This is a genomic window from Ensifer adhaerens, assembly GCF_001270265.1.
GTDB lineage: Bacteria > Pseudomonadota > Alphaproteobacteria > Rhizobiales > Rhizobiaceae > Ensifer > Ensifer adhaerens_B.
Window position 1 is genome coordinate 1 of sequence record NZ_LGAP01000057.1, and the last position, 13831, is coordinate 13831.

The window sequence follows — 13831 nt, forward strand, 5'->3', positions numbered from 1 at the left end:
GTCCTGCACGCTCGGCGGAAGAAGCAGTGTCTGATCGATATTCCAGGGGCGAAAATATTTGCTCATGGCAAAAGATTGAATCAGACTCGCACGCAATTGAACAGTGACTACTCGGACAGGCTCCTAGGCGATCGCCATCATCGACTGGAACGCCTCGTAGGCGGCAAGGATCGTCTCGCGTTGCGCCTCGTGCCCTGCAACGAAGGCGTCGCCATAAATGGTTTCGTCGGGATATTCTGTGATCAGGGTCAACGGCGCCTTGTGGCGTTCGTCGACGGAGATCATGCAAGGGAAACCGTTGATGATGCGGAAGCCGGTTTCGCCGGCATGGGTTTCGTAAAGCGCGATCTGCTGGTCGTTGTAAGCGAGAAGGCCGGGGACCGCGGCGAGCCGAGCCGTCACCGCTTCGATCAGCTGCTCGGCGCGCGCCCCCCAATCGGCGTGGTGGCGCATGATGAGGAAGAAGCCCTTCGGCAAGGTCCACATGGCAAAGCCGCGCGGGACATAGCCGGACAGCGGCCTTGTCCACTCGTGCGAGGGGTAGCCGTGCAGGTTGACATGAAGCTCAGCGCCCGACAGCGCTTCGGCTTCGTTGCGGATTGCCCGCTCGTTGAGGGCGGTGCCGGCGCGATATTCGAGATCGTCGCCGAGCGCGGTGTAGCGGGAGGCGTGATGCATGTGCAGCGGGTTGTCGGCGCGCAGGCGCTGGTGAACGGCATAACCATCAGGGTTTTCGAGCGGCGATACCGTGAAGTGCGCGCCGGGGCGAGCCGCGAGCGTCTGGGCTGCTCGCAATGCGCCGACGATGCCGGTGGTCTCGTTGGGGTGCTGGCCTCCGCTGATCATCACGGCGGCATCGGTGCCCTTGTGGTATCGCGCCTTGACGGGACGACCGGCGCGCGAATGTGCCTCAAAGGACTGGCCCTCGATCTTCTGCAGTTCCGCATGGATCTGTGCAACCGCGAGCGGCGCCTGCGCCGTATCGAGAGGCTGGATCTCGCCGTCGGCGTCCGCTGTCGCCAGCGGTCGCGTTTCGACCCGAACAGTGGGCTTGCCCTCGGCAAAGACGATTTCGGGAACGATCTGACCGGGTTTCAGGCCGCGGTCGCCAAGCGGGCGGCCAGACTTTTTCTGGAAGATTTCGAGCAGCGAGAAGTAGAAATCCTCGTGCAGCGCCTCGCGCAGGCTGATGACTTCTTCGCCGACCGGCAGCCGAAGATCGTTGATCGGCAATGTCGCGCGGATGTTGAGTTCGTCGAAGTAGGGTTCGCTGTCGCCCCAGCCGTGCTCGGCGATCGCACGCATGGCGCCTGCGAACAGCCGCTCATAATCGGTTTCAAGATGGCATTCCCGCCGCTTGCTGCTGCTGTCGTCGAGACGGACCCAGCCGGTCGGAGACAGGAGAGTCTCGCCGATGAAATCGGTGTGCTGGCGGTTGGGCGCAAACACCGAGTGGGTCTCCGTGCGTCCGTCGGCAAAGGTCAGCGCGACGTCGTAGGTCAGTGCCGCATTCCTGCCGCCGACAAAAACGATCTCGGCGTCGCCGACGAGCGCTGCCAGCGGATAGGCCTCGAGCAGGAAGCGGTTCGCCGGGCAGTTTTCGGGCTGCGGATAGCGGATGTCGACGCGCTTCAGCGCTTTGAGATCGATCTCCTCGAGGAAGAAGTGCAGCAGCGGCTTGTAGGCGCTGCGCAGCTTTGCCTCGACGCCGAAGTCCGCGAGCGTCTGCTCGGCCGCCTTGCGGCTCTCGCGATCATCGAAGAGCCATGCCTCCAGCCGGGTGCCGCGCGCAGCCTCCTTGCCATAGGTTGCGAGCATGGTGTCGAGCGTGCGCTCGAACGCCCCTTCGAAAATCGTGGTCATCGTGAAGTTCTGCCAGTTGGGTCGAGACTGTCGCGCAGCCAGTCGCCGAGGAGGTTGAGGCCAAGGACGGTGAGAAGGATTGCAAGGCCCGGGAAGACGCTGACCCACCAGGCGTTCTGCAGGTAGGTGCGGCCGTCAGCGAGCATGCCGCCCCAGCTCGGGATCAGCGGGTCGACGCCAAGGCCGAGGAAGGTCAGGCTGCTCTCGAGCAGGATGTTGTTGGCAACATTGAGCGTCATCAGCACGATGACCGGGCCGATCAGGTTCGGCAGCAGATGCTGGAACAGGATCTTCACATCGCGAACGCCGATCGCGCGGGCCGACTGGATGAATTCACGCTCGCGTAGCGACAGTACCAAGCCGCGCACGAGGCGGGCGTACTGCACCCACTGCGACACGATCAGGAGGATGATGGTGTTGGTGAGTCCGCCGCCGACGATGGCGATGAAGGTGATGGCGAGCAGGATGAAGGGCAGCGCCAGCTGCACGTCGGCAAAGCGCATGACCAGCATGTCCCAGAAGCCGCGGTAGTAGCCGGAGACGAGGCCCATCACCACACCGATGACGACGGCGCCGGCAACCGAGGTAAAGCCGACGAGCAGCGAAATCTTGCCGCCGGCAACAACGCGCGCAAGCACGTCACGGCCGAGTGGGTCGGTGCCAAGCGCGTGCGCCCAGTTGACGAAGGGCGGTGTCAGCCGCGCCATTAGATCGATCTTGTCGGCGCCACCCGGGAAAAGCACGCCAGACAAGAGAACAGCGAGGCACATGCCACCGGCAAGCAGCACGCCGAGGATGAATTCGAGGTTGCGGAAACGGGCGAAACGGGTGTTTGCGGCCTTGGTGGTCATCGGCTCACTCCGTCCGGATGCGCGGGTCGACGAGGCCATAGGCGATGTCGACGATGAGGTTAACGCCGACGATCATCAGCGAGAGCACGGTGATGACGGCCTGCAGCACGGGATAGTCGCGAGCGCCGACGGCGTCGAAGGCAAGTGTGCCCATGCCCGGCCAGTTGAACACCCGTTCCACGACGACGATGCCGCCGAGCAGGCCGCCGAACTGGAGACCGAAATAGGTGATGAGCGGAATGGCGCAGTTACGCAGCGCATGCTTGTAGAGCACCTTGCTTTCGCTGAGGCCCTTGGCGCGGGCGACCATGATGTATTGCGACTGCAGCGTCTCGAGCATCGCTGTGCGCACCAGGCGGACATTGGTCGCCGTCAGGATGATGCCCATGGTGACCGCCGGCATGATGAAGCTCGCAAACCCGTCCATGCCGCTCGGCGGCAGCCATTTGAGGGTGATCGAAAACAACAGCACCAGCATGATCGCCAGCCAGAAGTTCGGGAAGGAGAGGCCGACGAGCGAGAGGATGCGGATTGCCTGGTCGGCCCATTTGCCGCGGGCGACCGCGGCCTTGATGCCGAGCGGGATCGAAATGATGATCGAGACGATGAGCGATGCGAAGGCCAGCATCATCGTGGCCGGCAGGGCGGCGGCAATCAGCTGCGAGACCGGGGTGCCGCCCATGAACGAGCGGCCGAAATCGAAGGTGAAGAGGCCTTTGATGAAGGCAAAATACTGCGTCATGAAGGGCTGGTTGAGGCCGAGCGCCTCGCGGATGCGCGCAAGGTCCTCCTCGGTGACGCTGCCGGCGCCCTGGGCGAGCATCAGCGCCGGGTCGCCTGTCAGGCGGATGGCAAAGGAGACGGTGAGCGTTACGACGAAAACGACGAACACCGCCTGCAGAACACGTTTGATCAAAAATCCGGCCAACTTACCCGCCCTTCATGAAGACGATCCGCCGCTCGAAGTTGAGGAGCGGCGGATCTGATTGTTATTCGACCGTGACGTCCGTCAGCCGCAGGCGGCTGTCTGGAACCGGCGTGAAGTTCTTGACGCGCTTGCTCACGCCATAGATGGCGTTGAGGTTGTAGAGCGGCATTTCCAGCGCGCGGTCGGCGGCGTAGTTGGCGATCTGCCTGAGGATTTCCTCGCGCTTGGGCTGATCGGTGATCGAGCGCTGGGATTCCAGCAGCTTGTCGAGATCGGCGTCCTTGTCGTAGGGGTTCCACTTTTCGCCCGAGTGGTACATCGAGTAGGCGGTGTTGTCGTAATCGAGCGTCCAGCCGCCCCAGGCCTGCTGGAACATCGCGCCGGTCTTGCCGGCCGGGATGATGTCGTTCAGGAGAACGTTGGTTTCGTAAGGCTTGATCGTCGCATTGATGCCGACGAGCTGCAGGTAGCTGGCGACGGCCTGAACGACTTCGTTGAAGGTCGCATCGTTGCCGCGCACGTCGATCTGGACAGAGGCGCCTGGAGCGACGCCCGCTTCCTTCAGAAGAGCCTTCGCCTGCTCGGGATCATAGGGTAGCGGCTTCATGCTCGGGTCGAAGCCGAACGACAGTTCGCCCTGGAAGCTGGCGATCGGAGCGGCCTGGCCGCCGAGGATCGACTGGATGATGGTGTCGCGGTCGACGCCGAGGATCAGCGCCTTGCGAACCTTCGGATCCTTGGTGATGCCGTCGCGGGTGTTGAAGCGCAGCGCATAGACGGTCGGGCCGGAGGTCGAAACGAGTTCGAGCTTATCGTCGCCTTCGATCGTCGGGATCATGCCGATCGGGATGGTCGGCGGGATGACGAGATCGACGCGGCCGGCCTGCAGTTCGGCAACGGCGGTCGCCGGCTCGGCGAGGAAGCGGGAGGCGGGGGTGGAAAGCTTCGGCGCGCCGCCCCAATGATCGGCGAAGGCCTCAAGCTTGATCGCCACCTTCGGCTCATAGGAAACGAACTTGAACGGGCCGGTACCGACCGGATGGGTGTTGAAATAGTCCTCACCCTTTTCCTGTATGTATTTCGGCGGCACGATCATTGCGCCGTAGCCGGCGAGCTTGGTCAAAAGAACCGGATCCGGGGCCTTCAGGTGGAGATCGACGGTCTTCTCGTCGATAATCTCGACGCGCTCGATCGCGGCATAGTTGGACTTCTGCGGCCCCTTGGAGCCTTCTTCGCCGAGCAGGCGGTCGAAGGTGTACTTCACGGCTTCGGCGTTGAAGGGCTCGCCATTGTGGAACTTGACGCCTTCGCGCAGCGTGAAGCGCAGGCGCTTGCCGCCGTCGAGCTCTTCCCAGGCGGTTGCGAGGCCGGCAACCAGCTTGCGGTCAGGGCCGCGATAGGTCAGGCCGTCGAAAATGTTGGTGGAGACAGACGCCCAGTTGACGAGGAAGGTGTCGACCGGATCCCAGCTGCCCGGATCCTGCGGCGACGAGACCGTCAATGTGCCGGCAGCAAAGGCCGGCGCGGCCGTCAGAAGGCTGCCTGTCAGCGCAAGCGCGATGAAGGCGGCGTGGATCCCCTTTTTGTTGATCATTTTTTACTCACTCCTGTTTCGACTGCCTTCCCCGGAAAGAGAAAGCGGCTTTACGCGTCCAGCGCCACGAAATGGCCTGGTGCGATCTCCTTGCGCGGCAGCACCGCGGGTTCTTCTCCGACACGCCGGATCGGGCTCGGGATCTCGCCTTCGATCATCCCTCGGTCGCGCCCCTTGCCAGGATCGGCGACCGGAACGGCCGAAAGAAGCCGGCGGGTATAGGGATGGGTCGGGGTCTCGAACACCTGGCGGCGGCTACCGAACTCCATCACCTGCCCGAGATAGAGCACAGCGACGCGGTGGCTCATGCGCTCGACCACGGCCATGTCATGGCTGATGAAGAGATAGGCGAGGCCTTCCTGCTCCTGCAACTCCATGAACAGATTGATGATCTGGGCCTGGATCGACACGTCGAGCGCCGACAGCGCTTCATCGGCGATGATCAGCTTGGGACGGGATGCAAGCGCCCGGGCGATGCAGACGCGCTGGCGCTGGCCGCCGGAGAACTCATGCGGATAGCGCCGGGCGTGGGCGGAGGTCAGCCCAACACGCTCGAGCAATTCGTGAACGCGCTTTTCGATCGCCTTTTCGCCAAGGATCAGGCCATGGGTGCGGATGGGTTCGGCAATCGAGAAGCCGACGGTCTTGCGCGGGTCGAGAGAGGCGAAAGGATCCTGGAAGATGTACTGGATTTCCTGCTTCAGCCGCTGGCGCTCGTTAAAGCTCATGGCGGAAACCGGACGTCCACCGAAGAGGATCTCGCCGGATGTGGCCTTCTGAAGCTGCTGGATCGTGCGGCCGATCGTCGACTTACCGGAACCGGATTCGCCGACGAGCGCCAGTGTCTCCCCCGGGAAGATGTCGAAGCTGACATTTTCGATCGCGTGAACCCGATGCGTTGTCTTGCCGAAAAGGTTCTTCTTGACGTCGAAACGGGTGACGAGGTCGCGCACGGACAGGATCGGCGCGGTTTCGTAGCGGGCTGTGCGCTGGATATGCTCTTCGCCGACGAGCTTCGGTGCACCGTCGACCATCATCGTCAGCGGCATGCGCTTGGGGAAATCTTCGCCGGTCATGCTGCCGAGCTTCGGCACCGCTGAAAGCAGGGTCTGCGTATAGGGATGCTTTGGATTGGCGAAGATCTCGGCGACCGGGCCTTCCTCGACCTTGCGGCCCTTCCACATGACAACGACGTCGTCGGCCATCTCGGCGACGACGCCCATGTCATGGGTGATGAAGATCACCGCCATGCCGAGCTCCTTCTGGAGGTCGCGGATGATGGTGAGGATCTGGGCCTGGATAGTCACGTCGAGCGCCGTCGTCGGCTCGTCGGCGATCAAAAGCTTGGGGCGACAGGCAAGCGCCATGGCGATCATCACGCGCTGGCGCATGCCACCGGAGAGCTGGTGCGGATAACGGCCGACAAGTTCGGCGGAATCGGGCAGGCGCACCATGTCGAGCAGCCGGCAGGTTTCGACGAGCGCTTGCGCCTTCGTCATCTTCTCGTGCAGCATCAGCACTTCGGCGATCTGGTCGCCGATCGTGAACACCGGATTGAGCGAGGTCATCGGCTCCTGGAAGATCATGGCGATCTCCTTGCCGCGAATGGTACGCATCGCTTTCTGCGGTTCGGCCGTCAGGTCCACCGCGCCCTTCTTACCCTGGAACAGGATGCTACCAGTCGGGAACCGGCCACCCATCATGTCAGCAAGCCGCATGATCGAAAGCGACGTCACCGATTTGCCGGAGCCCGATTCGCCGACGATTGCCAGCGTCCGTCCCGCCGTGACCGAAAAGCTCAGGCCTTCGACGACGGCATTGCCATTGAAGGCGACGGATAGGTTTTCGACCGCCAGCAGCGGGGGTGTCGTATCAGCGGTCACGCGGTCTTCCTTGTCACAATGTGGTCGCGGCGCGCGCGGACTGGTCATAGGCACCCGACATGAAACGCAGCACGGCGGCGATTTCCGACAGCGTTTCCTCGGAAGGGCGGGCATTGGCCGTCGACGTCACGAGCAGGCGCTCGCGGATCTGTGCATAACGGGTGCAGGCTCCCGCACCCTTGTCGGTGATCTGGATGGTCTTTTCCTTGCCTTCCTTGCCGGTGGTGACAAGGCCGGCCGCCTCGAGCTTGCGGATGGCATAGGTCGCGACATGGGTGTCTTCGATGTCGAGCACGAGGCAGATATCGGCAAGCTTCTTGCCGCGATCGCGGTGGCGGATCGTATGCAGGATCAGGATTTCGATGGAGGAAAGGCCGGGCACGCCGGCTGCCGCCATGCAGCGCACCATCCAGCGATGGAAGGCGTGCGAGGCGAGGATCAGGCCGTACTCGACTTCCGAGAGGCCAGGGGACCCGCCTTCGGCAAGATGCGCGGAGGAGACGATGGGCCCGATCGCGGACACGGGCTTCAGGTGGCCGGGCAGAGCGTTTTCCGCCCATTCCCTGCCTTCAAAGCTCTCCTCAGACTTCTTCGTCATTCAGCACTTCCTCATCTTGACGATTTTATGTCATCATTTTATCGACATTTTGTCAACGAACTGCTTTGATGATTTTCGGAGCCGACCCAAGGTGGCGGCATACGAGTGAGAGGGATGGACGATGAGCGCACGCGAAACCGGTAGCTGGGACTTCTGGATCGACCGTGGCGGCACCTTCACCGACGTGATCGGCAGGGACCCGCAAGGCGTTCTGCATGCGCGCAAGGTGCTGTCGGAGAATCCGGAAGCCTATCACGATGCGGCCGTGCAGGGCATCCGCCTGCACCTGGGCCTGCCGACCGGTGCGCCGATCCCGACCGGGCTCATCAGCGAAGTGCGCATGGGCACGACGGTCGCCACCAATGCGCTGCTCGAGCGCAAGGGCGAACCGCTGGCCCTGGTGACGACGCGCGGTTTCCGCGACGCGCTCAGGATCGGTTACCAGGAACGCAAGAACATCTTCGCCACCGAGATCATCAAGCCGGAAGCGCTCTATAAGGACATCGTCGAACTCGGCGAACGCGTGCTGGCCGACGGCACGGTGGAGCAGGCGCTCGACGAGGCCGAGGCGCGCCAGGCGCTGGCAGCACTTCGCGAACAGGGTTACAACACCGTCGCGATCGTGTTCATGCACGCCTACAAATACCCGGAACACGAGGCGCTGGTCGCCCGGATCGCCCGCGAAATGGGCTTCGAGCAGGTGTCGGTCAGCCACGAAGTCTCGCCATTGATCAAATATGTCGGTCGTGGCGATACGACCGTCATCGACGCCTATCTCTCGCCGGTGCTGCGTCGCTATGTGGCGCAGGTGTCGAACGAGCTTGATGTCGAGCGCTCTGGCGCCCGCGTCATGTTCATGATGTCGTCGGGTGGTCTGACGGCAGCCGACATGTTCCAGGGCAAGGATGCGATCCTCTCAGGTCCGGCCGGCGGCGTCGTCGGCCTTGCCAAAACCGGTGAAGCAGCCGGTTTCGACCGGGTGATCGGCTTCGACATGGGGGGCACGTCGACCGACGTTGCCCATTTCGACGGCGAATATGAGCGTGCCTTCGAAACCGAAGTTGCCGGCGTGCGCGTGCGCGCGCCGATGATGCTGATCCACACGGTTGCTGCCGGCGGCGGCTCTATCCTACATTTTGACGGCGAGCGCTTCCGCGTCGGACCGGATTCCGCCGGCGCCAATCCCGGCCCCGCCTGCTATCGAAACGGCGGCCCGCTGGCTGTCACCGATGCCAATGTGATGCTCGGCAAGCTGATTCCGGAATTCTTCCCGGCGCTGTTCGGGCCGCAGCAGAACGAGCGGCTCGATGTCGAGGCGGTGCGTGAGAGTTTCGCGGCGATGGCCGCGGAAATCGGCGATGGCCGCAGCCCCGAGGATGTTGCTGACGGCTTCATCCGCATTGCCGTGGCCAACATGGTCGAGGCGATCAAGAAGATCTCGGTCCAGCGCGGTTACGATGTGACGCGCTATGCGCTCAGCTGCTTCGGCGGTGCCGGCGGCCAGCACGCCTGCCTTGTCGCCGATTCGCTGGGGATGAAGAGCATTCTGGTTCACCCGATGTCGGGCCTGCTGTCGGCCTATGGTATGGGGCTCGCCGATATTCGCGCGACGCGCCAGAAGGCGCTCGGTGTTGCGCTCGACGACAAGGCGCCGGCGGCCCTCGCTGAGCTTGGGTCCGACCTCCAGGTCGAATGCCTCGGCGAACTCGAGGCGCAGGGCATTGCGCGCGACGAGATCCGCACGCATCTGCGCGCCCATATCCGCTACGCCGGCACCGATACGGTTCTGGCGGTCGATGCGACCTTCCCCGAGCATGACGATATCGCGCGCCTGCGCGCCGAATTCGAGACGCTGCACAAGCGCCGTTTCGGCTTTGTTGCCGAGAACAAGGCACTGGTAATCGACGCAGTTGAAGTCGAAACCGTCGGCGGCGGTGCTGCCCAGATGGAACGTGAGGGTCAGGCAACAACTGAAGGCGCGCCTGCGCTCAGCCGCAGCACCCGCTTCTACTCCCAGGGCCAGTTCCACGATGCGCCGGTAGCGCTCCGCTCCGAGATCAGGCCCGGCCAGCGCCTCGATGGTCCGGCGATCATCATCGAGCCGAACCAGACTGTTATCGTCGAGGACGGCTGGCAGGCCGAACTGACGGCCAAGGATCATATCGTTCTTCGCCGCGTCAAGGCGCTGCCGGAGCGCAGCGCGATCGGCACCAAGGCCGATCCGGTCATGCTTGAGATCTTCAACAACCTCTTCATGTCGATCGCCGAGCAGATGGGCGTGACGCTGCAGAACACCGCCTATTCCGTAAACATCAAGGAGCGTCTCGACTTCTCCTGTGCGGTCTTCGACAACAGGGGCAATCTCGTCGCCAACGCGCCGCACATGCCGGTGCATCTGGGCTCCATGGATGCCTCGGTCGCAACTGCGATCCGCGAGAACCCGGTCATTCATCCCGGCGACGTGTTCCTCATCAATGCGCCTTACAATGGCGGCACGCATCTACCTGACCTGACGGTCTGCACGCCCGTGTTCGACGACCAGGGCAGGGAGATCCGCTTCTGGGTCGCAAGCCGTGGCCATCATGCGGATATAGGTGGCATTTCTCCGGGCTCGATGTCGCCGCTGGCAACCAACATCGAGGAAGAAGGCGTCTATATCGACAACTTCAAGCTCATCGATGCCGGCCGGTTCTGCGAGGCCGAGCTTGAGGCGTTGCTGAACGGCGCGCGCTATCCCGTGCGCAACATCGTCCAGAACGTCAATGACCTGAAGGCGCAGGTTGCCGCCAACGAGAAGGGCGTGGCCGAACTCAAGAAGATGATCGCGCAGTTCGGCGAGGATGTCGTCGAGGCCTATATGGGCCACGTCCAGGACAATGCTGCCGAAAGCGTGCGCCGCGTTCTCGACCAGCTGCCCGATGGCGAATTCTCCTATGAGATGGACCAGGGCTGCAAGATCGTGGTGAAGATCACCGTCGATCGTGACAAGCGCGAAGCCACGGTCGATTTCACCGGCACGTCGGAGCAGCGTTCGGACAATTTCAACGCGCCGGCGCCGGTCACCCGGGCTGCGGTCCTTTATGTCTTCCGCGTGCTTGTCGAAGCCGACATTCCGATGAATGCCGGCTGCCTGCGGCCGATCCGCATCGTCATCCCGGAAGGCACGATGCTGACGCCGCGTTATCCGGCCGCCGTCGTTGCCGGCAATGTCGAGGTCAGCCAGGCCGTCACCAACTGCCTGTTCGGTGCCGTCGAAAGCCAGGCGGGTGCACAAGGGACGATGAACAACCTGACCTTCGGCAACGCGCACTACCAGTATTACGAGACGATCTGCTCGGGCGCGGCGGCAGGGCCGGGTTACAACGGTGCCGATGCGGTCCACACCCACATGACCAACTCGCGCCTGACCGATCCCGAAATCCTCGAGACCCGCTTCCCTGTCGTGCTGGAGGACTTCCACATCCGCCGTGGCTCCGGCGGCAAGGGCAAGTGGTCGGCTGGTGATGGCACGAAGCGCACGATCCGTGCCCGCGAAAAGCTCGACTTCGCCATCCTCTCCGGACACCGCCGCGTTGCCCCCTTCGGCATCAAGGGCGGCGAACCCGGCAACCTCGGCCAGAACATCGTGCGCCGCAACGACGGCCGAACCGAAGAGCTGTCGGGCTGCGCCCATACGGTTCTGGAGGCAGGCGAGGCCTTTACCGTCGTCACGCCAACCGGCGGTGGCTACGGCAAGAATTGATCTCCCAAGACTGCTGCGGTGGTCTGCGGGCGGGCGAGCAATCGTCCGCCCGCTTTGCGTTTGAAGGCCGCCGTTCATCGCCATCAGCCGCATGACCTATCAGCTTACCGCAACGCCCGGGAAGGCTTCGGAGTTTGGTGCCGAAACGGATACAGGCGCCGCTGACTGCTGACCGGCCGTGGTGATGGGTTCGCCCATGGTTCGCCGGGTGGACCAGATTCACGAGAACTGGCGGTGGTGGGGGACATATTTGAAAAGAGCCGGAATTTTGACTGACGGGATGAGACGCCGTCGTGCAGATGTGGATAGAGCCCACAAAGGATCAAAGCGATCCAGCCCGCCGACAGGCGGCAGGCTGTTTCTTTAAACGCACGATCAGAGAACGCTGACGTTCTCCGCCTTGGACTTGCCCGTCTTGCGATCCTGGCCGACATCGAAGCTGACCTTCTCGCCGTCTCTCAGCGAGCCACCGGACTGTAAGGCCGACACGTGCACGAAAACATCCGGGCCACCATTGTCTGGCGTGATGAAGCCAAAACCTTTGTCTTGAGCAAAAAATTTAACTGTTCCTGTCGGCATGAATGATCCTTTTGATGTCTGCGGCCGTTTGGCTTGGCGAGCCGATCCTATAGATCCTATGCATGGCTATCAACGGCAGGGGAAAGCTCCAACCGGTGGCGTGAACCTGGCGCGGGGCGCAGTTTGTGAAGGTCGTGCAAATATCTCTTCGCAAACCCTTCGTTGAAACGCGGCTTGGCTTCCAGCACTGTCCCTGGTGCCGTAAGTTTGGGAAGGCACTCGAATCAGGGTGCAAGAAGAGGTTTAGACAGCTGATGAAAACGGGTCTCGATCATCTGCCGCCGATCAAGCAGCATGAGCTTCGCCGCATTGTCGAAATCATCTTCGAGGAATTCGAGGATGCCCTCAAAGGCAGTTCGGCCGAGTTCAAGAAGAAAGGCCGCATTCTCAAGATCATCCTGTTCGGCTCCTACGGCAGAGGCACCTTCGTCGATGAGCCCCATACCAAGAAGGGTTATCGTTCCGACTATGATTTGCTGATCGTTGTGAACAGCAAAAAGCTCACGGATATCGCAACCTATTGGCACAAGACACAGGATCGGCTCCTTCACCTGAAGGACGTAAAAACACCTGTCAGCCTGATTGTGCATTCCCGGCGTGAAGTGAACGCCTCCCTTCGGGAGGGACTGTATTTCTTTGTTGATATCGCTCGTGACGGCGTGATCCTGCACGAACTCGATGACGAGCCATTGGCGGCGCCAAAACGCCTTACGCCACAGCAAGCTTATGAGCAGGCGAAAAAGCACTTTGCTGCCCGAGGAAAAGTCATCGATACCTTCGTTGAGTCATCGGTCTTTAGGCTTGAGAAACGCGATCTGTCCGGATCGGCGTTCATGTTGCACCAAGCAGTTGAGCATATGTACGGAGCACTGCTCCTTACGCTGACTAACTATAGCCCCCCCTCACATAATTTGAACTTTTTGCGCAGTTTGGCCGAAGACACAGATCAAAGGCTGGTGGATGTCTGGCCCCGCGATCAGCACCGGTTTATCGCTTGGTACAACATTCTGAACGAGGCGTATGTGAAGGCCCGATATTCAGAGCACTATGATATCAGTCAAGAGGCACTTGCGTGGCTTACGGACCGGGCTGCGGCACTTGATGCAATCACGAGGGACATCTGTGAAACCCACATTTCAACGTTGGGTACTGAAGCTGAGCGTCATCGGTAAAGATGCGCTCGGGTGGAAAGCATGCGCCATTGATACCGGGGGAAGGCGCTCCGCGTTTGATGGCCGCTTTTTGCTTGTGATTCGGCGTTCCCTCCATGAATTGCCTGCCGTATTTGCTTACGGCCATCCTGTGGGGTCTCGTCGGGAGTAGCTCGTGAAGGGGTTGAACACGTTCCTGAATGTGGAACGGCGGCACCGCTTTGCGCGCCTCATCCGCCGATTTACTGAGCTCACGGGCCGGAACTCGGGACGAAGAGTGTCCGGGAGAAGCTGGCGACGGCGCCTGGGACGGCAAACATGATCCGCAGAGCCTTACGGGGGCTGTCGCCCTTGCGCTCTTTTCAGACACGTTCGCTTCCGGACGAGCAGTAACGAGCGGCAGGTCTGAACTGCGTCGCGTATCGGTCCATGGCATTGTTCGCTCCGGTCAACCGTCCGCCAATTGCTTTGGAACTCCTGCTTCGGCGACATATGTGCATCTCGATGCCGAGCTCCTAGGTCGTGTGGACTCTTGGGATTTCCAAGGGTGAGCAAATCAGATTCAAGACTGTCTTTTGGAGGCAGTCATGGGTGTTTTGGATCGTCTGATCCTTCGGGACGAGCAGTGGGAGCGGATATCGC

General features: G+C 61.8%; 9 protein-coding genes. 2 read left to right on the plus strand and 7 right to left on the minus strand.

Annotation, left to right across the window (positions count from 1 at the left end; translation table 11 throughout):
- Positions 1 to 123: 123 nt before the first annotated feature.
- The 6 genes from AC244_RS34150 to AC244_RS34175 all read right to left on the minus strand — a co-directional run bounded on the left by AC244_RS34150 (position 124) and on the right by AC244_RS34175 (position 7717).
- Complete coding sequence (locus AC244_RS34150; RefSeq protein WP_053253262.1) at positions 124 to 1863, minus strand: M14 family metallopeptidase; 1740 nt, start codon at positions 1861 to 1863, stop codon at positions 124 to 126.
- A complete protein-coding gene (locus tag AC244_RS34155) occupies positions 1860 to 2714 on the minus strand; it encodes an ABC transporter permease (protein ID WP_053253263.1) in 855 nt (284 codons plus the stop codon). Before AC244_RS34155 ends, AC244_RS34150 begins: the two co-directional genes overlap by 4 nt.
- Positions 2715 to 2718: 4 nt before the next feature.
- Positions 2719 to 3642 (minus strand): ABC transporter permease, encoded by a 924-nt coding sequence (locus tag AC244_RS34160; RefSeq protein ID WP_053253264.1) that lies wholly within the window; start codon positions 3640 to 3642, stop codon positions 2719 to 2721.
- A 61-nt stretch (positions 3643 to 3703) separates the two neighbouring features.
- A complete protein-coding gene (locus AC244_RS34165; protein WP_053253265.1) occupies positions 3704 to 5236 on the minus strand; it encodes an ABC transporter substrate-binding protein in 1533 nt (510 codons plus the stop codon).
- A gap of 50 nt (positions 5237 to 5286) precedes the next feature.
- The gene (locus AC244_RS34170; RefSeq protein WP_053253266.1) at positions 5287 to 7119 is read right to left on the minus strand and encodes an ABC transporter ATP-binding protein; all 1833 of its coding nucleotides are present in this window, start codon (positions 7117 to 7119) and stop codon (positions 5287 to 5289) included.
- Between the two features lie 13 nt (positions 7120 to 7132).
- Positions 7133 to 7717 (minus strand): winged helix DNA-binding protein, encoded by a 585-nt coding sequence (locus AC244_RS34175; protein WP_053253267.1) that lies wholly within the window; start codon positions 7715 to 7717, stop codon positions 7133 to 7135.
- 121 nt (positions 7718 to 7838) lie between these two features.
- On the opposite strand from AC244_RS34175, the gene AC244_RS34180 reads away from it, so the two are divergent.
- Positions 7839 to 11459 (plus strand): hydantoinase B/oxoprolinase family protein, encoded by a 3621-nt coding sequence (locus AC244_RS34180; protein WP_053253268.1) that lies wholly within the window; start codon positions 7839 to 7841, stop codon positions 11457 to 11459.
- A gap of 375 nt (positions 11460 to 11834) precedes the next feature.
- Here AC244_RS34180 and AC244_RS34185 read toward each other — a convergent pair whose 3' ends face one another.
- Positions 11835 to 12038, minus strand: coding sequence for a cold-shock protein (locus AC244_RS34185; protein ID WP_053253269.1), 204 nt, complete (start codon positions 12036 to 12038; stop codon positions 11835 to 11837).
- Positions 12039 to 12292: 254 nt separating this feature from the next.
- Between AC244_RS34185 and AC244_RS34190 the strand changes: the two genes are divergently transcribed.
- Positions 12293 to 13210, plus strand: a complete 918-nt coding sequence (locus tag AC244_RS34190) for a nucleotidyltransferase and HEPN domain-containing protein (protein WP_053253270.1) — start codon at positions 12293 to 12295, stop codon at positions 13208 to 13210.
- The last annotated feature ends 621 nt before the right edge of the window (positions 13211 to 13831 follow it).

Excerpts from the sequence above, each read along its gene's own strand:
- AC244_RS34180 (WP_053253268.1), top strand. The coding sequence starts at position 7,839 with ATGAGCGCACGCGAAACCGGTAGCTGGGACTTCTGGATCGACCGTGGC.
- AC244_RS34175 (WP_053253267.1), bottom strand. The coding sequence starts at position 7,717 with ATGACGAAGAAGTCTGAGGAGAGCTTTGAAGGCAGGGAATGGGCGGAA.
- AC244_RS34150 (WP_053253262.1), bottom strand. The coding sequence starts at position 1,863 with ATGACCACGATTTTCGAAGGGGCGTTCGAGCGCACGCTCGACACCATG.
- AC244_RS34190 (WP_053253270.1), top strand. The coding sequence starts at position 12,293 with ATGAAAACGGGTCTCGATCATCTGCCGCCGATCAAGCAGCATGAGCTT.
- AC244_RS34165 (WP_053253265.1), bottom strand. The coding sequence starts at position 5,236 with ATGATCAACAAAAAGGGGATCCACGCCGCCTTCATCGCGCTTGCGCTG.
- AC244_RS34185 (WP_053253269.1), bottom strand. The coding sequence starts at position 12,038 with ATGCCGACAGGAACAGTTAAATTTTTTGCTCAAGACAAAGGTTTTGGC.
- AC244_RS34155 (WP_053253263.1), bottom strand. The coding sequence starts at position 2,714 with ATGACCACCAAGGCCGCAAACACCCGTTTCGCCCGTTTCCGCAACCTC.